Annotated in this window: 20 protein-coding genes; 8 read left to right on the forward strand and 12 right to left on the reverse strand. The window is 54.5% G+C overall.

What is annotated here, in order from left to right; all coding sequences use genetic code 11:
- Positions 1-71: 71 nt before the first annotated feature.
- Positions 72-719: an elongation factor G-binding protein gene (locus NYE24_RS10010; protein ID WP_036698669.1), complete on the reverse strand. Its 648-nt coding sequence runs from the start codon at positions 717-719 to the stop codon at positions 72-74.
- A 355-nt stretch (positions 720-1,074) separates the two neighbouring features.
- Between NYE24_RS10010 and NYE24_RS10015 the strand changes: the two genes are divergently transcribed.
- The gene (locus tag NYE24_RS10015; protein WP_084649030.1) at positions 1,075-1,857 is read left to right on the forward strand and encodes a helix-turn-helix domain-containing protein; all 783 of its coding nucleotides are present in this window, start codon (positions 1,075-1,077) and stop codon (positions 1,855-1,857) included.
- 41 nt (positions 1,858-1,898) lie between these two features.
- Here NYE24_RS10015 and NYE24_RS10020 read toward each other — a convergent pair whose 3' ends face one another.
- The 4 genes from NYE24_RS10020 to NYE24_RS10035 all read right to left on the reverse strand — a co-directional run bounded on the left by NYE24_RS10020 (position 1,899) and on the right by NYE24_RS10035 (position 7,101).
- Entirely contained in the window at positions 1,899-3,902 is a 2,004-nt protein-coding gene (locus NYE24_RS10020; RefSeq protein ID WP_342478572.1) for a beta-galactosidase, read from the reverse strand.
- Between the two features lie 33 nt (positions 3,903-3,935).
- The gene (locus tag NYE24_RS10025; RefSeq protein ID WP_036698676.1) at positions 3,936-4,760 is read right to left on the reverse strand and encodes a carbohydrate ABC transporter permease; all 825 of its coding nucleotides are present in this window, start codon (positions 4,758-4,760) and stop codon (positions 3,936-3,938) included.
- A gap of 12 nt (positions 4,761-4,772) precedes the next feature.
- Positions 4,773-5,663, reverse strand: coding sequence for a sugar ABC transporter permease (locus NYE24_RS10030; protein WP_036698677.1), 891 nt, complete (start codon positions 5,661-5,663; stop codon positions 4,773-4,775).
- Positions 5,664-5,748: 85 nt separating this feature from the next.
- Positions 5,749-7,101: an extracellular solute-binding protein gene (locus NYE24_RS10035; RefSeq protein ID WP_051493887.1), complete on the reverse strand. Its 1,353-nt coding sequence runs from the start codon at positions 7,099-7,101 to the stop codon at positions 5,749-5,751.
- Between the two features lie 125 nt (positions 7,102-7,226).
- Here NYE24_RS10035 and NYE24_RS10040 point away from each other — a divergent pair, with 125 nt between their 5' ends.
- On the forward strand, positions 7,227-9,101 hold the full coding sequence (locus NYE24_RS10040; protein WP_342478573.1) for a sensor histidine kinase: 1,875 nt from the start codon (positions 7,227-7,229) through the stop codon (positions 9,099-9,101).
- 59 nt (positions 9,102-9,160) lie between these two features.
- Complete coding sequence (locus NYE24_RS10045) at positions 9,161-10,750, forward strand: response regulator (RefSeq protein WP_342479222.1); 1,590 nt, start codon at positions 9,161-9,163, stop codon at positions 10,748-10,750.
- On the opposite strand, the gene NYE24_RS10050 is transcribed toward NYE24_RS10045, so the two are convergent.
- Positions 10,726-13,593 carry a glycosyl hydrolase 115 family protein gene (locus NYE24_RS10050; protein WP_342478574.1) on the reverse strand — a complete coding sequence of 956 codons (2,868 nt, stop codon included), beginning with the start codon at positions 13,591-13,593 and terminating at the stop codon, positions 10,726-10,728. The genes NYE24_RS10045 and NYE24_RS10050 overlap by 25 nt on opposite strands.
- Before the next feature lie 151 nt (positions 13,594-13,744).
- On the opposite strand from NYE24_RS10050, the gene NYE24_RS10055 reads away from it, so the two are divergent.
- Positions 13,745-13,936, forward strand: coding sequence for a hypothetical protein (locus tag NYE24_RS10055; protein ID WP_143804215.1), 192 nt, complete (start codon positions 13,745-13,747; stop codon positions 13,934-13,936).
- Between the two features lie 178 nt (positions 13,937-14,114).
- On the opposite strand, the gene NYE24_RS10060 is transcribed toward NYE24_RS10055, so the two are convergent.
- From NYE24_RS10060 to NYE24_RS10075, 4 genes are read right to left on the reverse strand one after another with little or no spacing between them, the layout of a single operon-like run.
- Entirely contained in the window at positions 14,115-15,995 is a 1,881-nt protein-coding gene (locus tag NYE24_RS10060) for a DUF2264 domain-containing protein (protein ID WP_342478575.1), read from the reverse strand.
- Between the two features lie 13 nt (positions 15,996-16,008).
- Positions 16,009-17,145 (reverse strand): glycoside hydrolase family 88 protein, encoded by a 1,137-nt coding sequence (locus tag NYE24_RS10065; RefSeq protein ID WP_076154494.1) that lies wholly within the window; start codon positions 17,143-17,145, stop codon positions 16,009-16,011.
- A 44-nt stretch (positions 17,146-17,189) separates the two neighbouring features.
- Positions 17,190-19,013, reverse strand: a complete 1,824-nt coding sequence (locus tag NYE24_RS10070) for a hypothetical protein (RefSeq protein WP_342478576.1) — start codon at positions 19,011-19,013, stop codon at positions 17,190-17,192.
- Positions 19,014-19,051: 38 nt separating this feature from the next.
- On the reverse strand, positions 19,052-20,194 hold the full coding sequence (locus NYE24_RS10075; RefSeq protein WP_342478577.1) for a DUF2264 domain-containing protein: 1,143 nt from the start codon (positions 20,192-20,194) through the stop codon (positions 19,052-19,054).
- A gap of 103 nt (positions 20,195-20,297) precedes the next feature.
- Between NYE24_RS10075 and NYE24_RS10080 the strand changes: the two genes are divergently transcribed.
- Positions 20,298-21,146: an AraC family transcriptional regulator gene (locus NYE24_RS10080; protein WP_083677742.1), complete on the forward strand. Its 849-nt coding sequence runs from the start codon at positions 20,298-20,300 to the stop codon at positions 21,144-21,146.
- A gap of 24 nt (positions 21,147-21,170) precedes the next feature.
- Here NYE24_RS10080 and NYE24_RS10085 read toward each other — a convergent pair whose 3' ends face one another.
- The gene (locus NYE24_RS10085) at positions 21,171-21,935 is read right to left on the reverse strand and encodes a response regulator (RefSeq protein ID WP_036698695.1); all 765 of its coding nucleotides are present in this window, start codon (positions 21,933-21,935) and stop codon (positions 21,171-21,173) included.
- An 18-nt stretch (positions 21,936-21,953) separates the two neighbouring features.
- Entirely contained in the window at positions 21,954-23,750 is a 1,797-nt protein-coding gene (locus tag NYE24_RS10090) for a cache domain-containing protein (protein ID WP_342478578.1), read from the reverse strand.
- Positions 23,751-23,941: 191 nt separating this feature from the next.
- Between NYE24_RS10090 and NYE24_RS10095 the strand changes: the two genes are divergently transcribed.
- From NYE24_RS10095 to NYE24_RS10105, 3 genes are read left to right on the forward strand one after another with little or no spacing between them, the layout of a single operon-like run.
- Entirely contained in the window at positions 23,942-25,285 is a 1,344-nt protein-coding gene (locus NYE24_RS10095) for an ABC transporter substrate-binding protein (protein ID WP_342478579.1), read from the forward strand.
- 12 nt (positions 25,286-25,297) lie between these two features.
- Positions 25,298-26,170 (forward strand): sugar ABC transporter permease, encoded by an 873-nt coding sequence (locus NYE24_RS10100; RefSeq protein ID WP_342478580.1) that lies wholly within the window; start codon positions 25,298-25,300, stop codon positions 26,168-26,170.
- Positions 26,170-27,000, forward strand: a complete 831-nt coding sequence (locus tag NYE24_RS10105; RefSeq protein WP_342478581.1) for a carbohydrate ABC transporter permease — start codon at positions 26,170-26,172, stop codon at positions 26,998-27,000. The genes NYE24_RS10100 and NYE24_RS10105 overlap by 1 nt, the downstream gene beginning before the upstream one ends.

Here is a 27,000-nt window from a genome sequence, read left to right on the forward strand (position 1 = left end):
AAAACAAACAGAGCAGCGGTCCCCAACCGGGAACCGCTGCTCTGCTTTTGTTAAACTAACTATTTATTCTGCTATTTGCGCACCGAGAGGATGAACCGCTCCAGCGCACCTATATCCGTAATGCTCTGATTGCAGCCCTGACTATCCATACATACGTACTGGCCCACGGAAGCAAGATTATCTGCCGCCGCAAGCTCCGGCTTGGTCTTGACGTTCAGAAAGGCTAGCTCCTGCTGCCGGTTGCAGAACAGGCAGTAGCCCTTCTTGTGCAACGGCAGCATCCGGCCTTCCACACCAATGAACTGCCCTTCATGCGGATAGACGATGAACAGCTTGTTCGCTGCGATGTCCATCCAGGCCAGATACGTGACATAGCGGAAATCAAATGACTGCAGGTCAGGCAGCTTCATCTTTTTATTCTTGGGAAACAGCTTCTGAATCTGCTTCAGCGTAATCGGCGGAAACGGCTCCAGATAAGGCTCCAGCCCGCTGGTATACTGCTGGAAGTCCTCGGCCTTCTCGAAGGTGGAGATTGCCCGCAGCATCTGCTCCTGACCCTCGGTCAGTGAAGCAAAGGCCCCCGTCACGTTGAGCTCGGCGCTGTATCTTACAGTCTCCAGGACACGGCGGTCCGCTACCGAACGAAGTGTTTTCAGCACAAAATCTGCTTGTTTCTTAATATAATTATATTGATGGTTTCTAATAAATGTTGGTTTCACAGCTCTTCAGCCCCTTATTATGATTGATTACAGCAATAAGGTGCAGAGCCTGCGATTAGAAACGATAATATCTGTTTGGGCGATCAAGATTGTCCTGCCGCACCCCACGCAAAGTATCGCCCCGGATCAGGCTCTGCATGAGGACTGCCTAGCTAATGAGCAATTCGTAGCCATCCGTGTAACCCCCTATCAAACTAACTTGTCAAAAGTATAGCAGGAAAATACGGACGGAACAATTCCATTTCCCTGAATGATTCTCAAGGTACTATGATATGACAGGTGTGCAGAGCATAAGCCCGGTGGTAAAATAATGTGGTGTGCATCAGCGTTACAGCAGTGAGGAGGAAGGTCCGGTATGGACATTCATACATACGAACCGCTTGTGCCGAACATCGTGCTGTTCGTGGACCGCAGGTCTTTTGCAGAGTGGGAGATTGTCAGCAGCCCTATCGATTTCCATGATCTGACGTTCATTGTGGAAGGCAAAGCGGTCTATTCCATTAACGGGGAGCAGTTCCCGGTGGAAGCCGGTGATATTCTCTACGTCCCTTCCGGCAGTATCCGGGAAGCCCATACGTTCGCAGAGGCACCTATCCATTCCTATGCATTCAACTTCTTTTGGGAAGGAGCGGACAATCCGGTACATCTGCCGTTTGCGGCCGTAACCAGGGGCTGGATGACCAAAGAAATCCTGGAGGATATCAGGGAGTTCTCGCATATCTGGATGGGCTCACAGCCGCTCTTCCGGATGAAGGCCCGGGCGATTTTTCAGCTGATTATCTATCGTCTGCTTAACATTGCCTATCATCAGGAGGCCCCGCTGCTTGATCCGCGAATCCATAAGGTAATGGCCTATATCATGGATCACTATTCGGAGGAGGTTACGATCAGGGATCTGGCGGAAGGCATCGGACTGAGTCCGGTCTATCTCGGCAAACTATTCAAGCAGAATACGGGGTACACCTGCAAGGAGTTCCTGAACAAGATCCGGGTGAACAACGCCGAAATGATTCTGTCTGCGGGGGGCTTCAATGTATCGGAGGTGGCTGAGCATTGCGGGTATCACGATGTGGCGTATTTCAGCAATGTGTTCAAGAGCCTGAAGGGATATCCGCCGTCATCGGCTCTGAAGGGATGACGGCGGCATGGTGGAGCTATTGTATAGCAAAAGTGCCCAGTCTATTTAATAATCATAACGCCCCAAGCATCAAGCGTCAGTTCCTGATCCTGCTCTACCGCATTGCCGGACAATAGCTCCTGGCCGGCTTCATACGAATATTTGAAGCTGACCGGCTGGGCTGAGTAATTATAGTAGTAACGGATGGTATGGCCCTGCCGGTTCATACCGGACTTCACGATGAGCGGGAACGACAGCTGCTGGTCCGCTCCCCATAACCCGGCCACCTGGAGCGTATCGCGCAGGATTTCCGCAAGTGCGTCAGGTCCGGTCATACAACCGATGTAGGTGGCTGTTCCTTCGCCGAAGGTATTGCGGGTGACGGCAGCATATTCGCCCCACTGGGGATGATCGTAGCTGGCCAGCACCTCCGCTGAACCGGGAACAATCATCTCCATCCAGGTGCGGACGGTGTGAACGCCTGCTTCAGCTCCCTCAGGGAACAGCTTGCCCGTAAGTCCCGTAACCGCATTCGGCGTGGCAAAATGACTGTAAGCAATCCCGCAGGCCTCATGAATGACCCCAGGTTGTGCCGTATGACGAACCTTCACCTGCTCATCGGTGAACCCGCTCTTGAAGGAATAGACCACATGGCCGCCGCTGCGGACATAGTCATTCAACTGCTGGAGCGCTTCGTCCGAGGCGGCATACAGGGCCGGCACTACAACCAGCTCATACTCCTTCAGACGGGGGCTTCCCGGCTGGATGAAATCGCAAGCAATGTTCATCTTATAGAGTTCGTCGTACATCCAGCGGACTACATCGTTATAGATCAATCCGCCGGGCAGCTTGAACCATTCGATCGCCGACAGCGCTTCATTGCTAACCATAACGGCTACCTTGCTGGTCTTCTTCAGTCCAATAAGCTGATCGCTTAGCCGCTTGAAGTCCGCGCCGATAGTCTGGGCTTCCTTATATACCGGATTCGGCAGGAAATCATGGCTGAGCAAGCCCTTCCAATAGGTCTCGAAGGAATTATGAATCGAATGCCAATGCCAGTAAGCGACCATCGAAGCGCCTGAGCCCAGATGACTGAACGCCAGCTGCCGCAGCTGGCCGGGATATGGCGTCCATTCGGGGAATGCTTGCGCCTGGGTCTCCAGCACGAAGTAGTTATCCTGCTTCAGCGAGCGGGTCATATCTCCCCCGAAGGCAATCTCTGCACCTGTAAGCTGATCCTGGGACGGGTGATAAATATCTGTACCGGCAATGTCAAAAGGCTGCGACGCCGCAAAATGATCCACCGAAGGCTGAACGCCGAACGAATAGCCCCGCCACTCGAAATCGAAATTATGGGTGGTGAACTGTCCCGGCTGCTTATACTCATTCACAATTCCGACCTGCCACGCCAGGAACTCATTCACCAGCCCCCGCTGGAACCGGGCGAATTCAGCCCCCAGGCTGCCGTTGATCGTCCCCACCACGGACGGGAAGTCCTCCCAGCTGTCGATCCGGTTACTCCAGTAATCCAGACCGAACTGGTGGTTGATGGCTTCGAGCGTTCCGTAGGTCTCCCTCATGTATTTGACGAATCTTAGCTGGACGTTCGGTCCGGCTGTCTCATAATGCTTAGTCTCATTATCGATCTGGTAGCCGATGACTGCCGGATGCTTATGTACCACAGCCATCAGCTTGCGGATGATCCGCTCCGAGTAGAACAGATACGCCGGACTAGTGATATCCATAATCTGTCGGGCGCCATATTTCCCTTCCCCTTTCACAGTCACGGCCAGCACCTCCGGGTGCTCCTTGACCATCCAGGCCGGTACCGCATACGTAGGTGTTCCCACAATGACATGAATTCCGGCCTCATGCATCGCATCCAGCACTCTCTGTACAGAAGAGAAGTCGAATACCCCGTTCTGCGGCTCATGCGTGCTCCAGGTGGATTCCGCAATCCGGACGGTATTAATACCCGCATCCTTCATCATTTGGATGTCCTGCGTAAGACGGTCATAAGGCATGTATTCATCATAATAAGCAACGCCGTATAACAAGTGATCCATTATAGTCCTCCTGAAAGTTTTGATAATTTGAGTTTAGCCTTTTACCGCACCCGCTGTCACGCCCTTGGTGATCTGTTCGTTGAAAATAGCGTAGATGACAATGGCCGGGATCGATGTCAGCACCATGACCGCAAATTGTGAGCCGTAGTCTGAGGAATACTGGCCGGCGAAGTTCATGACCGAGAAGGGCAGCGTCTTCAGCGCATCTTTACTGAGGAAGGTCGATGCCATAATGAATTCATTCCAGCAGTTCAGGAATGTTGTAACGATGACCGTAACCAGAGCAGGCGCAGTAAGCGGAGCAATGATCTGGAAGACAATCCGGTAAATATTCGCGCCGTCTACTACTGCGGACTCCTCCATCGCCTTCGGAATACTCCGCATGAAGCCGGTCAGGATGAAGGTTCCCAGCGGTACAGACACTGCGGTGTATGGCAGAATAAGCCCTAGATAGGAATTCGTTAAGCCCAGCGCCTTGAAGATGGCAAAGTTAGGCAGAAGAGTCGCATGAATCGGAATCATAATCCCCAGCAGGATAATGGTGAAGAAGATGGGGCGCAGCTTCCACTGCATACGGGTAAAGGCATAGCCCAGCGTAAGGGACAGAATCACCGTTAACAGAATGGTTACTGAGGTAACGAAGGCACTGTTAATGAAGTAGCGCAGGAATTTACCGTCCACCCAGGCATTGATATAGTTCTGCCACTGCGGGTCACTTGGCCATTTCAGGACGCTGGAGGAGTAGAACTCATTGCTGCTTAAGAATGAGAAATCAATCAGCCAGATGAGCGGGAACAGCTGGACCAGGGCGACGATCAGGAAGAACACCCATAGTATGGTTTTTGTGCTTTTTGTCATGGTGATTCCTCCTTAGAATTCCGTCGCATCACTGCGGGTCAGTTTGTTGCTGAGATAGGTGGCAAGCAGGCAGACAATGATGAACAGAATCGAGATGGCGTTGGCATAACCATATTGGCTGGCCGAGAACGCCTTGTTATAGAGATACACGGCCAGGAATTGGGTGGAATCGCCGGGACCGCCGTTAGTGGTCAGGAACACGGTTTCCATCTGTTTCAAGGCGGTAATCATAGCCAAAGTAATCTGCACCGTAATAACCGGTGACAGCAGCGGAACTGTAATCCGCCAGTGCAATCGGAAGCCGGAGGCTCCGTCCAGTGAAGCGGCTTCATACAAATCATCGGGAATGCCTTTGAGTCCTGCATAATAGAACAGCAATCCCCAGCCGAAGCCGGCCCAGATCAGGATGAACAGCATGGAGATCAGCGCGGTGCTGCTATCCCCCAGCCAGGCATGCTTTAGCATTCCAAGCCCCAGGGAATCAAGCATTTTGTTGAAGGCGCCGAAGGTAGGGTCCAGCAGGGACAGCCACATTTTTGAAATAACGACTACAGAAATGACACATGGGATGAAGAAAATCGTTCTAAACCACTTCTCTGCCTTACCGCCCAGGCGGTCCAGCATAATGGCAAAAAAGATAGCAATCGGATGTTGGATCAGGATAAAGCCCAAACCGAGCAGTACGGCATTTCTAAGTGCCAGCCAGAACCGTGAATCGTGGAACAACAGCTCCGTATAGTTGGCGAATCCGATGAATGCCGAGGGCGTTCCCGGAGACAGGGTGTCTCTGAAAGAGTAATACGCGCTGAGTACAATCGGCACGAGAAAGGTCAGGGAGAACAGGAGAATCCCCGGAAAGACGAACAGAAAGATTGCCATTTTGTTGTTAAATACTTTTTGCATGGAACTCCAACTCCATCCTTAAGATTAGAGAGGGGCAAGAATGCTTCCCGCCCCGTCTCCTTTCACTCTCTATAGTGGTGATCTGTTATTGAGTTTCCGCAGCCTTTTGAAGATCGGCCAGCAGCTGCTCAGGTGTTGATCCGCCGGCGAAGAACTTGCCGAAGGCATTCTGTGCATCATCCTTGAACTTAGGTGTACCGGAGTCAAGGGCGATAGAACCTGCTGTGCTGGTAGCCCCTGTCAGAACCTCAGTCAGTTGCTTCTGCAGTTCGCTCTCTTTGCCGCTAAGCTCATATTTCTGTGCCGGTACAGCCGCTCCGGTATCCCATACAATCTTGGCCCATTGATCGGCGGACATCATATAGTCGAAGAACTTCTTGGCTTCTTCAGGATGCTTGGAGCTGCTGACCAGCGAGTATCCGCCGCCGTTCCAGGCCAGAAGGTCGGTGTTCTTGCCTTTACCGCCATCAACAACCGGGAATTTCAGTACATTCACATTGTTGCGGAAGTCTTCCGGCAGCTTGTCATTGGTAGCCATACCCGCTTCCCAGGAGCCCATATACCACATGGCTGCACGGCCTTGCGTGAACAGGTTCTGGGAAGCGCCATAGTCCGCTGTCATGAACGATTCCTGGAACAGCTTGGTGTCTCTGGCTTCTGCCAGCAGCTTGGCCGCAGCCAGGAAGTTCTCATCGCCGGTGAAATTCTTCTTCTTCGCTACCGCATCCAGCATCAGGTTCTGATCGCCGGTGAGGCGTACGACAAGATCCTGGAAGAAGGCCGCGAAGCTCCACAGGTCCTTACCGTTCATCGACATCGGCTCAATGCCTTTGGCACGGAACTGCTTGCCCGCTTCCAGCAATTCGGCGTAGGTGGTAGGAATCTTGATGCCATTGTCATCGAACAGCTTTTTGTTATAATAGATCACTTCATAGTCACTGTTGCGGGGCAAGCCATAGAGCTTGTCATTGAAGGTGAAGGATTTGTACACGCCCGGCAGGAATTTGTAAGTGTCTCCTTCGTATTCCGCAGGGTTCAGCTCTTTCACATAGCCGGCTTGTACCAGCGTATTCAGCTCTGCTCCGCCGTGAACCATCGTGACGTCCAGCGATTCGTTGGAAGCCATGTACGCCTTCAGCTTGTTTTTGAACGGCTCCTCGGCGAGGGTTTCGATATCGATCTTGACATTGGGATTCGCTTTGATATAGTTGTCGATTACCATTTGCTCTGCCAGCCCCTGGCCGGATTTACGGTCGGGAAGGTTCGAGAACAGACGCAGCGTCACTTCCTTGTCCGCAGATCCGGCTGTACCGCCGTTCGTGCTGCTGCCTGCATTATTGTTCTTGTCATTACCGCCTCCGCATGCGCTAAGCACCGAGACTGCCGCAAGGGCCGTAACCAGCAGTATATTACGTGTGGATTTTGAATTCATAACCATGTCAATTCCCCCTATTTGTTATGGATCGTGGGTTGCTTTCTTTGTTTCTGAACACATCGTACCAGAGTACCAGAGCCAGGGTCAGTAGAGAAAAAGAGAGTAATGTTGAAAATTGTCGACTTCGAATGTCAGCTCCCTTGTGTATATTCGGCATTGCGCATAAGATAAAAAACAAAAAGGTTAGTGATCCTGTGCTGCGCTACTACTTGAATATGAACCTGCGATACAAGATAACCATACTGATCTTCCTGCTGATTACCGGGGTGGCCTGCACGCTGGGCGCATATTCCTATAACATCTCCAAGCAGCAGATCATCAATAAGGTGAGCAACTCCAACCAGAGTGTGCTCAAGCAGATTGACAGTAATCTCGCCCGTATGCAAAAGACCTTAGCCGACTGGGTCACGGTATTCAGCCTCGCTCCAGTCGTTCAGGATACCCTGAGGAGCAATACCCCGGATTCGGCGAAGATCGAGAACCAGCTCTATAACGGACCCACTGCGTCGATCATGAACCAGATGCTGGTGACCGGAAGCTTCGACTATCTGGCTCTGTACGGCAGCTTGTCCGAGCCGCTGTTTCAGGTTGCCACCGATGACAGCAGCGGTGCGTATAGTTTGAGCAAAATTACCTCAAATGATACTTATAAACAGACCGTTGCCTTAAACGGTGCCTCCTACTGGTTCCCGCTGACGGAAGAGAACAATGTATTCATTCAGAGCAACCGCAATGACAAGCTTGGCATGACCCGGATTATCCGCGATATTGTGAACGGGAACCGGATCGGCTTCGTATTCGTCGGCATTAATCTGGAGACGATCCGCAGAACCTATCTGACGAATCTGTATGACAAGGATCACGGCATCCTCATTCTGAGCGAACAAGGTACACAGCTTCTGTCGGCAGGCAAAGAGACTTATAGCCCAGAAGCCGCACAGTTCGTAATGAAGCAAGCCAAGGCCGGCATTCGCTCCGGCAACACCATCGTCAGCCTGGAGGGCAAGGATACGCTGCTCAATTACAACATCAACCAGGATGGCTGGATCACCCTGTACAGTGTTCCGCTCTCTTCGCTGACTGGGGAGCTGAATTCCATCAAATCGGCAGTGCTCGTGATGGTATTAGCCAGCCTGGTGCTTAGTATTCCTCTGCTCATGTTCTTCTCCTCCTTCCTGACAGCGCCGATCAAGACGCTGCTGTTGTCCATGCGGCGCTTCCAGAACGGACAGTTCGAGGAGAAGGTGGACATCAAATATTGGGATGAGATCGGCCAATTGAGCCGGGGCTACAATAATATGGTCAGCAACATCAAGACGCTTGTAGACGATGCCTATCTGCTGAAGCTGAAGGAGCAGGAAGCGGAGCTGAAGGCGCTGCAATCCCAGATTAACCCCCATTTTCTCTACAACATGCTCGACACGATCTTCTGGGAAGCGGAGGCGGCAGGACAGGATAAGATCAGCGAGATGGTCATCAACCTCTCCCGGCTGTTCCGGTTAAGTCTTAACCAGGGCAAGAGCTTCACCAGTGTAGCCAAGGAAAAAGAGCTGATTGAGCTGTATCTGACGCTCCAGAAGATGCGGTTCCAGGAATCGCTCGAGTATGTGATCGACATACCTGAGGAGCTGTACTCCTATGTCATTCTGAAGCTCAGCCTGCAGCCGTTCATTGAGAACGCGCTGATCCACGGCATTGAACGCAAGCGCGGCGGCGGACGGGTAAGCATCAGCGGACAGCGTACCGGAGACCAGCTGAGGTTCGTGATTGAGGATAACGGGGGCGGGATGAGCAGCGAGACACTGCTGAAGATTCTTGCCATGCCTGACGAGACAGATGTGTACACTGCCCGGGATGTCGGCGGCTATGCGGTGCAGAATGTACAGGCACGGCTGAAGCATTTTTATAAAGGTGACTATGCCTTGAATTATACCAGTGTTCCCGGAGAGGGCACGCGTGTGGAAATTGTGATTCCGGTGATTATAAATGACATGCAAGAATAGACAAAGCCGGGCGGATAAAGAATACGAAGACAGATCGGAGGGGATGTCCCTTGTATAATATGATTATTGTGGACGATGAAGAGCGGGCGCGGGTAGGCATAACGACCCTGATTGACTGGCATTCGCACGGCATCCATATTGCAGGAGAAGCCAGAGACGGACTCGAGGCCCTTGAACTCCTGGATACCTATGCCGTCGATATCATGCTAACGGATATCCGGATGCCGCAAATGGACGGCTTGGAGTTAATCAAGGTTGTCTCTGAGAAATACCCCAGCGTCAAATCAGTCATTATGAGCGGATACGATGATTTCGGCTATGCCCAGCAAGCCATAAGGTCGGGAGTCAGCAATTATCTGCTGAAGCCGAGCCGCCGGCAGGAGATTCTAAGCACTGTTCTGGCCATCACGGAGCAGATTCAATCGGAGAAGCTGGAGATTACTTCGCTTGAGCATCTGCGGCAAGGCTTCCGGGAGAGTCTGCCCCTGCTGAAGGAGAAGACGTTAAGCCAGCTCATTCTTACCGAGAGTCCCTCGTATTCCAGGCTGCTGGCTAATCTGAAGATGAACCAGCTGGTTTTCCCTTATCTGCTGTATGGCATCATTCTGCTGCGGATCGACAATTTCCAGCTGCTGCATGAGAAGTATATGCATGAGGATACGGAACTGCTGAAGTACGGGCTGAAGAATATTTGCGAGGAGTCGCTGCCAGAGGCTGTGCTATGTGTTGCCTTCGAGCATCAGGACGATATTGTGCTGATTCTGAATACGGATGAGCTGCCGGATCAGGAGGAATTAAGCGGTTATATCCGGATTATTCAGGAGAATATCGCCAGCTTCTTGAAGTTCACTGTGTCCGCCGGGATCGGAAGTATTGACAAGAATATTGAGCATCTGCGCCACTCCTTCGTGGAGGCCTGCCAGGCTTTGAATACAACCAACTACACCGGCATTGCTAAAATCGTGGAGTACAGCGGGGAATTCGATGCCGAGTCCTCTCAATCCTCCTATCCTCTGCATGAGGAGCAGGAGGTGCTGAAGGCGGTACGCGGCGGTTCTCCCGGCGACATTGCCGATAAGCTCACACTGTTCAATGTAGCCCTGCAGCCCGAGACCGTGTCCAGGGACCAGGTGATCAAGTCGAGCTTCGCCCTGTTCTTCGCCCTGTATAAATTATGTATTGAGAACAATGTCAATGTAAATAAAGTCTTCGGGCAGAATCTGACCGAGCTGATCCATGTCCTGTCCCGCTCCAGTCTGGATAACCTGTTCCAGTCGCTGCTGGAGACAGCCCAGCGGGTCAGTGAGCATCTGACGTCCAAGAAGAACAGCAACAAGCTGCTCGAAGCGGCCAAGAGCTATATCGGGGAGCACTTCATGAAGGATATCAACCGCGAGATCGTCGCCAGGGAGATCTATATTACCCCCGGATATTTAAGCCTGCTGTTCAAGCAGCAGCTTAAGATCAGCTTCATCGATTATCTGCACAAGGTCCGCATCGAGCATGCCTGCCAGCTATTTAAAGATCCCGGAATGCGGATCGAGGATATCGCTCTGCAGTCCGGGTATAATGATACGAAATATTTCTATCAGGTGTTCAAAAAGTATAAAGGGCTCACGCCCAATCAGTTCCGCAGCAATACGGAGTGAGGGGTCAGGAAGCTCTCCGGCGGCCCCAGACAGGATGCCGGCAGCGGCCCGCGGGACAGCACCAGCTTCTGCAGGACCAGCCCGGCATCCAGGCCGTAAAAGCGCAAGGTATGCTGCCCCGCAGTCAGAGGGTGACGGGTCACGGAGACATGGGCATTGTCCATTACTGCGCGGCACCATGGCCCGTTGCTGTGATTGCCGCCTTCGTAATCCGGCGGCAGCGCATCGGCGGTGACCGGCGCTTCCCCGTCGAACCCGGCAGCATACCTCAGTCCGCTGACCGGCGACAAATGATTCGTCGGCGCCAGGAAGACGCTAAGCAGGTATTCACCCTCATGCCGGACGAACAGACGGTACTCCAGGTAAGGGGCCTTCTCCGGCTGGCCGAAGGAGACGCCGGCCGGGAGCATTTTGACAGCTGACAGCGTCCGTCCGTAGTTCTCTATAATCTTCCATTCCACCCCGCTGCGCGATACGCGGCTGATGGCATGCTCCGCTTCTATAGACACCACTCCATGAGCCTCAATAAAAGTCGCCGGCTCGAATCCCTCAATATCTGTCCAGTCCACAGCAACAGTAACCGTTACGCTTCCTCCGGCACCTGTCAGGATAATCTCGCCTGTTACCGCTCCCGTTACCTTCGTCCAGTCCACAGTTACGCCAATCTCCGCCCCGCTGCCTATCCAGCCCTGCTCCTGCTCCAGCCTGATCCAGTCTGCGCTGCTTACCGCCTGATACTGGAACCCTGCTCCGCCCGTGCTGACGGTAATCAGGTATCGCTCTTGCAGCAGATTGGTGAACGGCGGGAGCGCGGCGGTCCCTGCGGTGTACCCCTGCTCTACTCCCTCCACCCCTACAATCATTGCGGCCTTCGGGCCGGGAATGATCCTACTGACCTCGGGATAGCTCCACCCTTCCGCGTCCCAGCGGACATAGCCGACATGCGGAGAGCTCATCATGCCCTGCCATTTGCCATTCGAAATTCCTGTGTTATAGCGCTGCTCCAGCTGCTTGTCGCGCTGAATGGCCTCCTCTGCAAGAACGGCATAGCTGTTCGCAAATACACTCCCGCGCCTTGCATGCAGCCTGCTCAGTCCGGCATAGATCTGCATGGCGTTCACATTGGCAGAAGCGGCTGCCGGATAATACACCAGCTGGTAATATGCATCCCTGAGCGCTTCAGGCAGCTCCAGCTCATACGCTGCCGCTGCCCGCTCCAGACGGAGCGCCTCTGCAAGCATTCTCTGCGCCTCCTGATGATGCAGCAGGCTGAAGGTGTCCGGCCTGATAATCTCCGGCTTGCGGCGCCCGTTCATCCGGGTATAATCTGCAAGTACTTGGGCGATTCCGGCAACCATCTCCGGCTGGGCTCCCGCCCCGAACTGCTGCCGGGTCCAGTGCTCCGTATACTCCGCCGTCCGGTTAACCGCATCTGTTCCCCAAGCCTCGTAATCATAAGCCAGGTCCAGGAAATAAGAGACCGGCAACTCCATCGGCTTCAGATCACCTACATTCACCACCCAGAGCTCACGGATGCCATAATCGAACGCCATCGTCATCTGCTCCCACACCTTCTCCAGCGGAGTGGTATTCACCCATTCATAGGAGTGGGGACCGCCGTGATAGTCGAAATGGTAGTAGATCCCCCAGCCGGGAGAGCGCTTTTGCTCATGCTTTTCCGGGATTTTGCGCAGATTGCCGAAGTTGTCGTCCGACAGCAGAATGATCACATCCTGCAGAACATCCCAGTCCTTAAGCCCCTCCGCTTCGGATGTACCGTACCAGTAGGTCTCAACCTCCTTGTAGACGGCCAGAACCTGCGGCAGATGCTCCAGGTTATACTGTTTCAGCAGCGCCTTCTGGGTCAGTATAATCTGCTTCAACAGCTCAATGTTCTCCTGGTCCGAGCCTTCCAGTGCCGAGTCGCTCTCGCCCCGCATGCCGAGCGTCACCAGACTCTCATACGCCCCATTGCGCTTGAGCCCATCCTCCCAGAACGCGGTAATCGCCTGGGAATTCCGGCGGAAATCCCACAGGTTACTTGTCCCGAACTGCGCATAGACCTTCTGCCATTCACTGCCGGCCCGGAACAGCGGCTCATGATGCGAGGTGCCCATCACAATACCATATTCATCCGCATGCACCGCATTTGCGATAGGACTGCTTGCCCCGTTCAGGCTGAACTCCGCGCTCCACATCGCCGGCCACATGAAATTCCCCTTCAGCCTGAGGATCAGCTCGAATACCTTATCATAGAAATGCTCATTGAAGTCCCCGAAGGCATGAGTCGCCCAGGAGCCGAGCGAAGGCCAGTCATCGTTGAGGAAGATTCCCCGGTATTTCACAGACGGCTCTCTCGAGCTGCTGTTCAGCCTGCTTGCGGGAAGGGCCAGACGCTCCACCTGCTGCGGAACCACATCGGCAAAATACACCCACGGACTCACTCCGATCAGCTCAGAAATAGCGTACATACCGTAAATCGTCCCGCGTTTATCGCTGCCCGCAACGACCAGCGCCCGCTCGACTCCCGGCAGAGGCTGCTCTATGATTTGCAGCCGGTAACATTCCCGCTTGCCTTCAATAGCAGCGACATCGAGACGGCGCTCTGCAATCAGCCTGCCGATCAGCCCATTCCCGCCGACCGGCCCGGCGATAATAACAGTGCCCGTGAGCTGCTCCGCTTGGGTGAGTATTGCAGGCGCTATCCCGCTAACCAGTCTGATATCCGTACACAAAGACTCCGCCACCCGGCGCAGCCCTTTATAGTCAGTCCCCATCGGGTCCAGATATAGCTGAACCGCCCCTTCCGGGGCGGCAATGATAAATTCCTCGTTCGATGTCATGCTCTCATATCCTCCGCTTCTTTCGTCTTCGCATACTTATCACATTATATCGGGAGAGCGGTTACAGACTCCATGGTCTAACTAGCAAGAGTTTGTAATTTGTAAAGGAGGCGGGCTTGGGGAGGTTGGGCGGCTTGAGACGTTCAGGTGGATGAAAGAGATAGGGGAGCTTGGGGGTGTTGGGGAGGTTCGGGTAAATAGGGGCGTTCGAAGCGAATATTCGGTGATAGTTGTATTCTGTACATTTAAAAACAGTGAAAAGGACGGAATTACTCATCTAGTTGTATTCTGTACAGCTAAAACTGCCCCAATATGTGAAAACCCGATTATTGGGGCAGTTTAATTGTACGAAATACACCTAAACGGTTATTCGGCTATACATCAGACGATTTAGTTGTACAGATGGCACTTATACATAGAGCTTGATTAGACTAATGAATGGGTTCAGAGACGAAACCACTTGCTATTTCCACTATATTAAATCCAAAGCCGACGTCCTATTGAAGATGCAGCTAATGTTCTTATTGTAACGGAATTATAATCTCTGACCCGCCAGTAGTGGTAATTGAAATGCGCTCCCCGCTGAACTTAACCCTCAGCAGGTCTTCAGGCGATTGGTCCAGAATCGGACCGGGAGTGCGGATCACATCCGCTGGAGAATCCGCCGAAGGATCACCGTACACGGCGGAGGCCAGCCAATGAACCCCAGGTTCTATAGTGGCTGTTAAGGTTGGCAGTACCGTACGGGGACGAAGCAGATTCGTATTCGCATTCGGCCAGATCAGCTCGGCCTTCGAGTAGCCTGTTAGCCCCTTGATGCCGCTCGTTCCCCATGCTGTAGCTGCCGCTGCGCCAATTCCGCTGAGCTGCTGCGAAGGCTCCGCTTCCTGTCCCAGCGCGAACCCGCCCTCGGCAGCATCCAGCGCGCGCCCTGTCTCCAGCCGGTGAATGCGAATATGCCAGGGCAGACCCGCAATTACCCAGGTGCGCACCTCAACGTCCGCCCAAGGCTTCCAGACCGACCGCAGGACGTTGTCCGTAATCTCCGATTCCAGATTCCGGCGCCGTACCCGGTAGAGGTTATCTCCTCTTTCGCTTAGCGCAAGCATAGAATCATAGGCTCCCTGTGACAATCCCCATTCTGAGCGGGGAACGCTGAACCCGAAGCCCGTGGAATAGACGAATTTCTCGTATTTGGCTGAGGTATGCGTATGCTCATTGGTAGATAGATGTCCGCTATTGAAGGCGGCCACATGACCGGAAGCCGGCTCGCGGACTAGAACAAGATGCGGCGGATGCTGTACACTCACCGCCGGAAGCCCCGGCAGCTGCAGCTCCGGTTCGCTCCAGAACGGATGCTCCGCGCCGAGGGCGAGCGGCAGAAAGGTCTTCATCGCCCAGTAAGGCGAACCGGGAGCATTATAATTCTCCGCCATGACCAGATTCGGATACGTGTATCCGATCGTCAGCACACCTGCAGCATCGAAGATGGGCTGGCGGAACCACCAGCGCAGGTTGCGCAGGATGATGCCTTTAACCACTCCGGCAGGGAAGCCCTCAACCTCTGCATAAGCCAGTGCGCTCCAGAATGCAGACTGGGCGAACCGGTAGGCCAGACTGCGGCCGTAAGGAAGTGCAGCGCCGTCCGGGGCGAACCAGCCTATGAATTCAGCGGCGAACAGCCGGGCGCGTTCTTTGAACAGCCGGGAACGCTCCGGGTCTTCCCGTTCCATCAGCTTCGCATACAGCAGCGAATAGTAATGGATGGCGAAGGGCCCATAATAATCACAGTGGCCGTTAACGCCGTCGCTGTACCAGCCATCCTCCAGATAGAACGCATCCATCCGTGTCAGGTTCCTCTCCAGCTGTAACGCATCATAAGGCCGTCCTACTGTGCGGAAGCCGACATTCACCAGCACATTGAAGAACAGCCAGTTGCAGTCGTAGCAGGGACGGGAATTGATCTGATTCAGCCAGTTGTATAGATGCTCTTGCTCCTGCGGAGCAAGCGGCGACCAGATATGCTCCGGCACAGCCGCCAGCGCGAAGCCGAAGGCAGCCATCTCGACCAGACGCTGGTCATAGTCCCTTACATCACCCCAATACTCCTCATGGGCCGGATCGGTGCCGTGCCGGATGCCGTCCAGCACAGTGGCCCATAGCTCATTGTTCCCGCCTCCGGCAAGCAACGGGATCAGTCCCCATAGCACCCGGGAGAAGCCCTCCATTCCGGCGGTGGCTGCGGGATAGCTCGCTCCCGTAATCCCTATCTCAAGTCTGGCGCTTCCTCTGCTATAGAGCGGCCGAAGCGGCTCTGTCAGCTGGTCAAGGGCAGCCAGCAGGTCGCCGCGTGTCTTCAGCGGATTGCTTTGAATCCCCGGATTCCTCTTATTGTTCGTCATTGTCATACTCCTCCTACTCCCAATAGAACGGGCCTGCTCCCTTGATCCGGGCCAGTGCCTCGACATAGAAGAAATCCCCGTAGATCAGCGGCACATCGATATTCCGGTCCTCAGGATAGTTGCTGGTGCCGTGAAGCAGCAGCCCCTGTTCGCCGGGATTATCCCAAGTTCCGTAATTGCGGTAGAGAGATTCCGTGATTCTAAGCGCCCCATTCCGGTAGATATGAGCCTCTGATTCTTCCACCAGCCCAGCCAGCAGCAGTAGACCGCTTGCCGCGCAGGAACCGGCAGAAGTATCGCGGATCTCCCCAACATCGCCGGGAGCGCGGAAATCCCACTGCGGCACCTGATCCTCAGGCAGACGGGTCAGGAAGAAATGCGCGACTTGCTTGGACGCATGCAGGTAGCTCAGCTTGCCGGTATGATGATAGGCCAGCGCCAGCCCGTATAGTGCCCAAGCCGCGCCGCGCGACCAGGCCGATTCCGGCGCATAGCCCTGTCCGCCCAGCTTCTCTGCCACTTCGCCCGTCTCCGGGTTGAAGTTGACAATATGATAGACGGAGCCGTCCGGACGGATAAAATGCTCCAGCACCGTATCCATATGTGCCTCCGCAATATGCCGGTAACGCGGGTCTCCGGTGACTTCGGAGGCCCAGAACAGCAGGCTCGTGTTCATGCTGCAGTCGATAATGGCGACCCCACTGTTGTCCTCGCCTTCTCTCCAGGGATTCCAGGCCCGGATATAGCGGCCCTTCAGGTTGAAACGGGCGGCCAGATAGTTGGCGGCCTTCAGCCCGCGGACGCGGGATTCTTCTCTGCCCGTCAGCTTGTAGTTGGCAACACTGGTCAGCAGCCACATGAAGCCAAGGTCATGGTCCAGCTTCACATAGCCGTCCAGCACCTCATCCAGCCGCTCCTCGCAGCGCTCAGCTACCGCTTTCAGGCTCTCCTCTCCGCTCCCGGCATAGAGCTGCCAGAGCATTCCCGGCCAGAAGCCGGCAGTCCACCAGCTCGGCACTTCCAGTACATACTTACCGCCTTGACTGGCATGCGGGAACTCAGCCCCGATGCTGATGCTGTTCGTTCTAGTTTTCTCCAGCGCCTTACTCCAAGCCTCATCTACCCATGTCTGATCTATAGTTCTGTTCATTTGAATCCCGCCTTTATGTGAATGTAGTACCCGTGCCGTGCGTCTTACATAAACTCAAAAGTAAACACCAATACGCCCTCTGCCCCGGGCTGGAGAACCTGGAAGTCCAGACTATGCCACACCGTATCCTGGCCATAATGGTCCTGATACACATGTGCAGTAATCTCCGGCCGGACGATCTGCGGATCGTAGGTTACCTGGACACCGCGTCCTTCAGTCCCTGGGAGCAATACTCGCCCTGAACCCGACAGCTCCGGTCTGCACCACGTTATGAACCGTTCCGTCCAGCTTGCCGGGGTCCCATCATACTGATAGGTGTCTGTCAGCTCCAGACGGGGCAGCTCTTCCTTATGCCAGACCAGCGAACGGACCAGGGATTGCAGTCCGGCTACCGGGTACGCCCGGGCCAGCTCCAGCGTCAGCTCCAGCGTCAGCTCATCCTTCGCCGATGCTGCCGATGCATGCAGCACCGTAGCCTGGAACTCCCGTCCGGCTCCCTGGAACTGGCCGTCAATAATCGGCACGTTATGGCCCTGCGACCCGTTGCAGTCATAACCGTAACGGCCGGCACCGAAATAGTCCGCCGTATACTCTCCGCTGCCCAGATCGGCCGCGAAGATCTCCCCCCGGCCGCTCAGAATGAATTGGCCCAGATCATTATGGTTATGAGGCTCGTCGTTGTGGCCGCCCTTGGCCGCGAAGCCGAAGGCGCCCGCAGCAGAGATATGCCGGGAGATGAGCCAAGCAGCATCGGGCAGATAGCTGCTGCCTGCCTCCCAGGACTCCTTCTCCTGCCCGGCTCTTGTCCAGATCAGATTGCGCAGCGCCGGTGCGAAGCGGCTGCAGTGATCTTCCGTGAACGGGGCGCGCAGCGCAGACGGCGGGCGCAGGACATCCGGATAGACGTCCGCCAGATAATGGGAGAGTCCCATATGCACCCGTACGCGGGGGACGGAATCAGAGAAATTGGCGACATAGCTGCCGTCAATGAAGCATTGCTGCTGGAAGCGGGCGATCTGTGCCACCTTCTCCTGCTTGAACCAGTCCAGCCTGCCTCCGCTTCTTGCACGGAGCAGATCGCTGTAATAAGTGAAATAGCCGAACCCGTAATTCCAGTAGCCCAGCCCCTCCTGGCAGGCCCCGTCTGCCCCGAAGCCCTGCAGATAATAATTCATGCTTCTCTCTGTCTTAAGGAGAATCTCCGCCAGCATGTCCTTGTCCTTCACAAGGAGCAGTGCAGCCGCACCCACAGAGCCCGCACAGACCGCTGCCCAATTGTGAGTCGAGGTCTCCCAGAAATAAGGGCCATGCGCAAGGAACGGCTGGAAGATTCTGCGCTCCACCTCACTGCGTATCCGGGAGCGGAGCAGCAGCGGGAGACGCTCCCCGAGCAGCAGCAGACATTCGCTTAAGGTAAAGCCTGTCTCGGAGGAGAACAGATCGATATGCCGGTTGATCTCAGCAGCATCATGCTTCTCAGGAAGATGAGCGGGAACACACCACGTGTACTCATCGCAGATCGCCCATAGAATATCTGTAAGCTGCTCCAGAGCTGCGGCGTTCTCCGGCTCCAGCAGACTAAGGAATACATACGTATTCAGCCTTCTTCTCCGTTCAAAATAAGGCCGCTCATACTCTAGTCTCGACCCCGTCTGCCGGAAAAGGGTAAACAAACGATACGTCAGCAGCTGTATAGGCTGCCCTTCCAGCCGCTGTGCCTCTGCACGAATCTCACTGATACTGGCCTGCAAGACTTCAGAAGATGCCGACTCACTCCAAAAAGCAGCCGAATCCCCTTGCGGATAATATAAGCTGAGATCTGCCGGCTTCATGTTCTCTACGATTGCCTTAAGTTCCTGTATGTTCATGCCTGAGCTTCCTCTCTGGTTCAGTCTGTCTCTATCCCTTATTCCAAAGCATGGTCCCGCATCACGTTCTCGCCGTCTGCGATTCTCCTTGCCGTCCATTTCATGTCCTCGCCCGACCAGAAGGGGTCAGCAGGAGGCAGGCCCAGCGGCAGAAAAACAGCGGCGCACAGATACAGACTGCCCGTATTAATGTAGCTCTCGGCCAGCTCCGGCTGATAGCCGTAGATCCCCGGCTGCAGCCAGCCGTTCTCATCCAGCGTGCCTGGGTATTGCATAATACGGCTAATGACAGCGGTTAATGCGCAGCGCACCTGGGCCGGAGGCAGCGAGTCTTCCAGGAAATGCTGGAGCGCCGCCTGCGACAGCAGCTGAAACGCCCCGAACCGGTAGACAATCGAACGCCCGAGGAACGGATACGTCCCGTCCGTAGCGATGCTGCGCTCCAGCACGGAGGCATATCTCTGCGCCCGCTGCAGGACCAAGGGTCTAAGCCGGGCATACTCCTCATTCTCCTGCTCGAAAAGGGTAACAACATCCACCAGCATCGGCTGAATGACAAAGCTGTTGTAATAATCCCAGTGAAAATCCTTCCCGTCCCCGTAGACTCCGTCACCCTTGTACCAGTCCATGAACATGTGGACCGCATAGCCCACCCGCATCCGGTCATAATCCGGGTCGCCCAGCAGATATAAGGCTGCTTCCACCATCGCACTGAACAGCAGCCAGTTGCTGCCGCTCGGAGCAGTCCGCCGCGTCTGCTTGAGCGCTGCAATTAGATTGCCTGTGACCCGTGCGTCCAGCCGGGCTGTAACCGCTCTCGGTGCACGCACCAGCGCATGGGCCAGAAATGCCGCATCGACCAGCGGCTGGCCTTCGGTCTTGAATTCCATATAGTCAGGCGACTGCGGATCGACCGCCGCATCAATCGCTTCCAGCAGCAGCCCTGCATAACGGGCTCTTAAGCGCTCTTCTTCACCATCTAATCCCTCAAGCTCCAGCCAGGGAGCCATCCCGCAGGCCAGCCTCGCAAAAGCTTCCAGATGCGCAAACTGGCTGCGCCCGCTATGAAACTCCGCAGGTAACCGCTCTTTCAGTTTCCGTGCAGCGAGCGCCTCCAGGACCGGCGTTCCAATCCGCAGCATTGTATCCAGCCAGTATTTACGCTGTTCTATCCCACTCATCCATCATTCCACCCTCTCAGGTATTCTTCTTCTCTAGTGTATTGTGGTATTATTGCAATGTCTTTGCGAATAATGATGATTTATTGCATATGTTGTGATCAACATGAAAGGGGCTGTGACGATGAAGCATGCCCGGTATTATGAAACGTTCGACGGAGATATTCTGGCCGGTATCGGCAATTCTCCGATCTCTCCGACGAGGGATTTCCATATCCATGACCACTATGAAATCTTCCTGTTCCTTGGCGGCAGCGTGAACGGCTTCGTGGACCAGTACAGCTATCCGCTGGAGCGCGGCGACGTCCTGTTATTCAACAATCATGAGATTCATAAAATCATCAACCGCTCCCCCGAGCCTTATGAACGGCTGACCATTCATTTCAAAGCACCGCTGGTCTACCCGTTCTGTACGGCGACCACGAATCTGCTGGCCTGCTTCCAGAACCGCCAGCCCGGGGAGAATAACCTGGCCCGGATGGAGGAGCCGCTGCTCTCGGAGTATACCGCCCTCTCCTCTCAGCTGATCACAGCCCTGGAGCGCAAGCAGTACGGCAGCGAGGTGCTGGCCCTGACGTATCTCATTCAGATTCTGGTGCTGATCAACGAGCTGTACAGCCGCACCCGTTCCGCAGTGCCCAGCATTATCTCCTCCCATATTCAATCTGCTATGAGCTATATCGACAACCACCTGCACCTGAATCTGTCGCTGGCGCACATCGCCGGGGAGCTGAATCTGGATAAATATTATCTCAGCCATCTGTTCAAGCAGCAGACCGGAGGCACCATCTACCGTTATGTCCTGCTCAAAAAGATCGCGTTATCCAAGCAGCTCCTGTCCGCCGGCAACTCCGTGTCTGATACCTGCTACCTGTCCGGCTTCAATGATTATGCCAACTTCATCCGCACCTTCAAGAACATCACGGGCATTCCTCCGGGAAAATACGGCAAATAAAAACGGCAACGCCTATCCGCAGCGCTACCGTTCCCCTCCCCTATACTCCGTAGGACTTACGCCCGTATAATCCTTGAACACCTTGGAGAAATAGTGCTGGTCGCCGAAGGATAGCAGCTCAGATAGCTCCTTCACCTTCAGCTCCGGCCTCAGCGTAATCAGCCGGCAGGCTTCGGCTATCTTCAGCCGCATGCTGTAATGCACGAAGGTCTGGTGTGAGTACCGCTTGAAGATCCGGCTGACATAGGAAGGGCTTACGTGGAACTTAAGCGCGACTTCCGTAATAGAGAGCGGAGCGTAGAGCTGCTCCTGCAAATATTGCTCCAGCTGCCGGAACAACTCCTCGCTGCTCTTCGGCCGCTGCTGCCCAGGTGAGGGCAATCCCTCCGGCAATCCTGTTCTGCTGCCCTCCTGCTCCTGCAGATGGGCTACCAGCCGCTGCATCACTTCAGCAAGCTGCTGCCGCTCCACGGGCTTCAGCAGATAATCGAACACCTGCAGATTCAGCGCCTTGCGCGTATACTCGAAATCGCTGTACCCGCTGATCAGCACCGCCTTGAGCGCCGGATTCACCAGCCTGCACTCCGCGATCAGCGCAAGCCCGTCCAGCTTAGGCATACGGATATCGGTCAGCAGAATGTCCACTGGGTTAGCCTTGATGTATTCCAATGCATCCAGTCCGTTCGGTGCGGTGGCGGCGATGCGGACAGGCAGCTCCATGGACTGCATAAGAGCCTCGATATTCCGCAGAATCGGCTTGCTGTCCTCGGCAATGATAGCGGTATACATAGCGGTCCCTCCCCGGTTCTAGTAGAAGTCTTTACTCATAGATGCGATAATCTGGACCGTAGCACCCTTTTCCCCGCCTAAGTGGTTGTAGATGTTGAAGAACAGCCGGTTCCTGTACATCAGCTTCAGCCGGTTCACCGTATTCACAATCCCCATATTGCCAATCCCTGAGGTATCATGCCTAAGCTCGTTAACCCCGGAATCGGAGCTCTCAATGTTATCCAGAATGTCCCTGATCCTGCCCGGCGCGAAGCCTTCTCCGTTATCCCGGATTTCGATGGCCCACAGGCCGTTATATACCTTCACCCGCACCTCAATCCTCCAAGGAGGGTCCGTATTTTTAAATGCATGTTCAATACAATTCTCCACGAACGGCTGGATCACCAGCCGGGGCAGCTCAATCTGCTCAAGCCCCCCGTCCCCGTCAATCTCCCACTCCAGATCGTCCTCGAAATTATGCTGAATCAGGGACAAATAATGCCGGGTATGCTTCAGCTCCTCCGTCAACGCCACATGCTGATAAGGGGAGGACACAATATAACGCAGGCTGTCCGAGAGATGCTTGCACATTTCGGTCACCACGCTATTCTTCCCTTCCTGGGCGGCAATACTGATCAGATACAGGACATTGTGGATAAAATGGGGCGCGATCTGGGCCTGCAGGGCGGAATTCCGCGACTTCACTTCTTCGTGCAGCGCAAGCTTTTCCCGTTCGATAGATTCCTGTAACCGTTCCAGCAGCTCCTGAAAAGCGCTATTCAGTTGAATCAGCTCATTGTTGTGGGTACGCGGGCCCGCCTTCATATTCAGGTTGCTGTAGTTCATCCGCAGAATCTGGCTGCGCAGCTTGCGGATCGGAAGCAGCAGGTTCCGGGTCGAGAAGTAAATGAAAATGAACGAGAACAGAATTAGCGCGGTGATCAGCAGAATGGAAATGTATTTTACGGAATTGACCGGGCCCAGCACCACACTCCTCGGATTAACCACAAAGGTAGTCCAGCCCGTCTCGGCAGAGCGGTGGTAAGCCACATAGTTCTGGCCGCTGCTCAGATAGATTCCGTTAGCTGCTGCAGATTCAGAGGGAGACGCTGCGAATTCCGGGACCTTCTCCCCTTCACGTAGTGCCGGAGAGCTGGAGACCAGCCGCTGCTCCTGATCCATAATATAGACCTTGCCGCCCGCCAGGCCCGCAGCAGATCTGTTCAAGTACCGCTGGTCCAGCTGCACCGCCAGATAGCCGAACACCTGACCATTCTGGTTCCTGATCGCCCGCACAAAAGATAGGGTATCCGCCCCCTGCCGGTACAGTGCGTAACCGCTTGCATTCCAGGTCGGCAGCTTGCTGCTCTCTTCCAGAAACGGCCTGAGCGACGCCGGGCTATCCGCGTACCCGATATAAGAGGCAACCCGCTCCCCTGTCAGATCATAGATCATCATATCCTCAATGTTCAGACTCGGCCCCAGTGCCTGGAACATGATGTCTTTAAGCCTGCGGCTTCGGGTCAGCCCTTCAAGGGTAAGCTGTGAGTAATCACCTGCGGACAGCAGCGTGAACACCTCTTTGTTCGACAGAATCCGCTGGGAGAGCTGGTTCTGGTTATTGATATAGAGGTTCAGCTGGTCGCTGACCTGGACAGCCGCCAGCTTCATTTCGTTCTCCGTCTTGTCCTTGAGCGGCTGGATCACCATATAATTCACATAGACCAGGAAGCAGCCCAGCACAATCAGCAGCAGCAGCATGAAGGTGAAGAAGAACTTCGTTTGCAGACTGGCCTGAACCCTGCCCTTGCGTAGTCTGTCGTAAAAAGTTGCCAAGCTAAAGCCCCCCTGAACCTTAGGATGCTGCCTACTTTACAACCAATCGGGCGAATTGACAAGCCGTCCCGGAGTTCAGAATATTACACAGAAAGTGTCAAGTACAAACATGTACCTTGCGCCGTCCTCATTCTATAATGGGCAATGTAAACGGATTCAGTTCACGGAAAATTCACTACGGGGGCGATCACATGAGTAAGCAAATGAGGAAAATCGCAACAGGCCTGCTTGCTGGAATCATGACCTTCACGCTGGCGGCATGCGGGTCTGACAATTCAGGCTCCGGCAATGCTGCGGCTACCAACAGCGGCGGAAACGGAAACAGCGGCAGTGGCAGCAGCAGCGGCAAAAAGGTAACCATTGAGCTGGCCATCTCCAAAAGCTCGCAGGATTCGGCGTTCGTGGCCCAGGATGTGCTGGATGAGTTCGAGCAGAAAACCAATATCAAAATAAATCTGCAGCTGCTTCCGGCAGAGCAGACCGCCACCGTACTTCAGACCAAGCTGGCTGTCGACGAGGTGCCTGATCTGATTCAATACAATCTCGCCAGTGCGACTACGGACCTGAATTTGGAGCGCAATTTCGAGATTCTGGATAACGAGCCTTGGGTGAGCCGGCTGCTGAATAAGGATGTGCTCTCGGCTTACGATCATGTCTACAGCTTCCATTACAGCCAGGATACAGGGATGCAGGGAGTCGTCTATAACAAGGATATATTCGCAGACCTGGGTCTTGCCATACCGAAGAATTATGAGGAATTCCTGGCTGTCTGCGAGAAAATTAAGGCCAGTGGCATCACGCCGGTCTTCATGCCGTTCAAGGATAACTGGGCGGCGAATATCTGGCCTGCAGCTGCTTTTGCCGATTGGGCTTCCAAAAACGAGCCTTCCCTGTTCGAGGACATTAATGCCGGCCGCAAAAAGTGGTCCGATGTTCCCGAGTTCGCCACCTTCCTGGACCAGCAGTATGAGGTCTACAAGAAAGGCTACACCAACACTGACATCCTCAGCGACAGCTACGATATGGCCGTGGGCAAATTCCTGAACAAGGAAACGGCGATGATGTTCATGGGCGACTGGCTGATTGTGAACGTGGCGGAGAAAGATCCGAATGTGCATCTGGGCCTGTTCGCCATCCCTTCCTCTGAGGATGCAAATCTGGGCGCAAGCCCGCTGGGCGGCCAGTTGTTCATTCCGAAGAAAGCCAAGCACATGGATGAAGCGAAGAAATTCCTGGAGTTCCTCGCCAGCAAAGAGGTTGCCCAGAAAATGGTCGACAGCCAAGGCTCCGTATCCAACTTCAGCGATGTGACGACACCGAAGCTCCCGGACTACAAGCAAGAGATTGTCGATCAATATATCACGCCTAAAAAGACTACGCTGACCACCGATGCCTACATGATCGTGGACCGCAGCGAGCTGTACCGTCTGCTTCAGGATGAATTCGCCGGCGGACTGGACGCCAAGGGCGTACTCAAGGCCTGGGATGAGAAATTTAGCCAGCTGATGAAGGACAAAGGCGTAGAAGGCTTTTAGGAGTGTGAAGAAATGAATGTAACCAAGAAGTTATACTCGTATTACCTGATCTGGCCTGCACTGCTCATCTACTCTATCTTCTTCGTGCTGCCGGCGCTGATCGGACTCTTCTATTCCTTCACGGACTGGCGGCTGGACCGGGAAGCCATTAAGTTCATCGGCTGGGACAACTTCGAGCGGATTTTCACGGATAGAACCCTATTGCTTGCGATGAAAAACACCGCTATCTTCGCCATCGTTACCGTACTGGGCAAAAATCTGCTCGGCATCGCGCTTGCGGTCGGCCTGAACATGAAGCTGAAGTCCAAAAACCTGCTGCGCGCGATTTTCTATTCTCCGTCGATCCTGAGCGTACTGGTCATCAGCATAGTGTTCACGCCGATGCTGCGCTCTGACGGAACGATTAACCGCATCTTCGAAGCCGTGGGCCTGCCGTCACTGAGCCAGGCCTGGCTGACCAATCCGGCTATCGTCATCTGGACCGTTGCCGCCGTCTCCATCTGGCAGCATACCGGCTTCCAGATGGCGATCTACCTGGCCGGGCTGCAGTCCATCTCCAAGGAATACTATGAAGCCGCCACCATTGACGGCGCCGGCTCCTGGCGGAGCTTCCGCAGCATCACGATTCCGCTGCTGCTCCCTGCGATCAACATCAACCTAATGCTGACGCTGATCGGCGGCCTCAAGGTATTCTCCGAGGTGTTCGTACTCACCGGCGGGGGGCCCGGCAATGCCTCCCAGGTGGTTGGCACGATCATCCTCCGCTCCTTCGGGGAAGGCAGCTGGGGGCTGGGCACAGCCGTCAACACCCTGCTGTTCGCAGCCGTAACGGTCATCGCTATTCCCCTGCTGATCTTCATGCGGCGCAAGGAGGTCTCGGAATAATGAGCTTTTCTCGCAAATTGGCCTGGCGTAACTATGTGGTAGAAGGGCTGCTGCTGCTAGCCTCCCTGCTGATTATCCTGCCGCTGCTGATTATGCTGTTCGGCAGCTTCATGACCAGCTCTGAGGTGCTGAAGTTCTCCCTGCGGCTCCCGGAGAAGTGGAACTTCTCCAACTATACAACGGTCTTCCGTGAAGGGGGACTGGGACGCGCGTTCCTGAACGGGATGCTGATTACCGGCGTATCCTCTATTCTGAATATCTTCACCTCGTCAGCGGCCTCCTTCATTCTGGTGCGCCGGGAGACCAAGTGGTCGAATTTCCTGTACATGTTCTTCTTCATGGGCTTGATCGCGCCGATGTCCACGATCACCACGATCCGTGTCGTGCAGTGGATGGGCTTCTACGGCAGCATCACCAGCGTCATCCTGATCTACGCCTCGCTGAATACGGCGTTCAGCGTGTTTCTGTACAGCGGATTCATCCGGTCTATTCCGAAGGCGCTGGATGAGGTAGCTTTTCTGGAGGGGGCGAATACATTCGATGTGTTCTTCAAGATCGTTACCCCGCTGATCGTCCCAGTGAACGCCACCGTAGCGATTATGGTCTTCATGTCTGTCTGGAACGACATTACCATTCCGCTCTATTTCCTGACCGACAGCTCAGACTGGACGATGCCGCTCTCAGTGTACAATTTCTACGGCAAGTACAGCCGGGACTGGAATCTGATCTTCGCAGACCTGGTGTTAACTTCCCTTCCCGTGCTAATCCTGTATATTTTCTGCCAAAAGTACATTGTTAGCGGACTTACGGCTGGAGCGGTGAAGGGATAA

The organism is Paenibacillus sp. FSL H7-0350 (assembly GCF_038593195.1).
GTDB lineage: Bacteria > Bacillota > Bacilli > Paenibacillales > Paenibacillaceae > Paenibacillus_AQ.

Bases quoted from the DNA above. Each gene is read 5' to 3' on its own strand.
- NYE24_RS10065 (WP_076154494.1), bottom strand. From the start codon at position 17,145: ATGAACAGAACTATAGATCAGACATGGGTAGATGAGGCTTGGAGTAAG.
- NYE24_RS10070 (WP_342478576.1), bottom strand. From the start codon at position 19,013: ATGAACATACAGGAACTTAAGGCAATCGTAGAGAACATGAAGCCGGCA.
- NYE24_RS10025 (WP_036698676.1), bottom strand. From the start codon at position 4,760: ATGACAAAAAGCACAAAAACCATACTATGGGTGTTCTTCCTGATCGTC.
- NYE24_RS10095 (WP_342478579.1), top strand. From the start codon at position 23,942: ATGAGTAAGCAAATGAGGAAAATCGCAACAGGCCTGCTTGCTGGAATC.
- NYE24_RS10035 (WP_051493887.1), bottom strand. From the start codon at position 7,101: ATGGTTATGAATTCAAAATCCACACGTAATATACTGCTGGTTACGGCC.
- NYE24_RS10085 (WP_036698695.1), bottom strand. From the start codon at position 21,935: ATGTATACCGCTATCATTGCCGAGGACAGCAAGCCGATTCTGCGGAAT.
- NYE24_RS10100 (WP_342478580.1), top strand. From the start codon at position 25,298: ATGAATGTAACCAAGAAGTTATACTCGTATTACCTGATCTGGCCTGCA.
- NYE24_RS10050 (WP_342478574.1), bottom strand. From the start codon at position 13,593: ATGACATCGAACGAGGAATTTATCATTGCCGCCCCGGAAGGGGCGGTT.
- NYE24_RS10105 (WP_342478581.1), top strand. From the start codon at position 26,170: ATGAGCTTTTCTCGCAAATTGGCCTGGCGTAACTATGTGGTAGAAGGG.
- NYE24_RS10075 (WP_342478577.1), bottom strand. From the start codon at position 20,194: ATGAGTGGGATAGAACAGCGTAAATACTGGCTGGATACAATGCTGCGG.
- NYE24_RS10080 (WP_083677742.1), top strand. From the start codon at position 20,298: ATGAAAGGGGCTGTGACGATGAAGCATGCCCGGTATTATGAAACGTTC.
- NYE24_RS10015 (WP_084649030.1), top strand. From the start codon at position 1,075: ATGGACATTCATACATACGAACCGCTTGTGCCGAACATCGTGCTGTTC.
- NYE24_RS10055 (WP_143804215.1), top strand. From the start codon at position 13,745: ATGAAAGAGATAGGGGAGCTTGGGGGTGTTGGGGAGGTTCGGGTAAAT.
- NYE24_RS10040 (WP_342478573.1), top strand. From the start codon at position 7,227: ATGTCAGCTCCCTTGTGTATATTCGGCATTGCGCATAAGATAAAAAAC.
- NYE24_RS10020 (WP_342478572.1), bottom strand. From the start codon at position 3,902: ATGGATCACTTGTTATACGGCGTTGCTTATTATGATGAATACATGCCT.
- NYE24_RS10045 (WP_342479222.1), top strand. From the start codon at position 9,161: ATGATTATTGTGGACGATGAAGAGCGGGCGCGGGTAGGCATAACGACC.
- NYE24_RS10030 (WP_036698677.1), bottom strand. From the start codon at position 5,663: ATGCAAAAAGTATTTAACAACAAAATGGCAATCTTTCTGTTCGTCTTT.
- NYE24_RS10060 (WP_342478575.1), bottom strand. From the start codon at position 15,995: ATGACGAACAATAAGAGGAATCCGGGGATTCAAAGCAATCCGCTGAAG.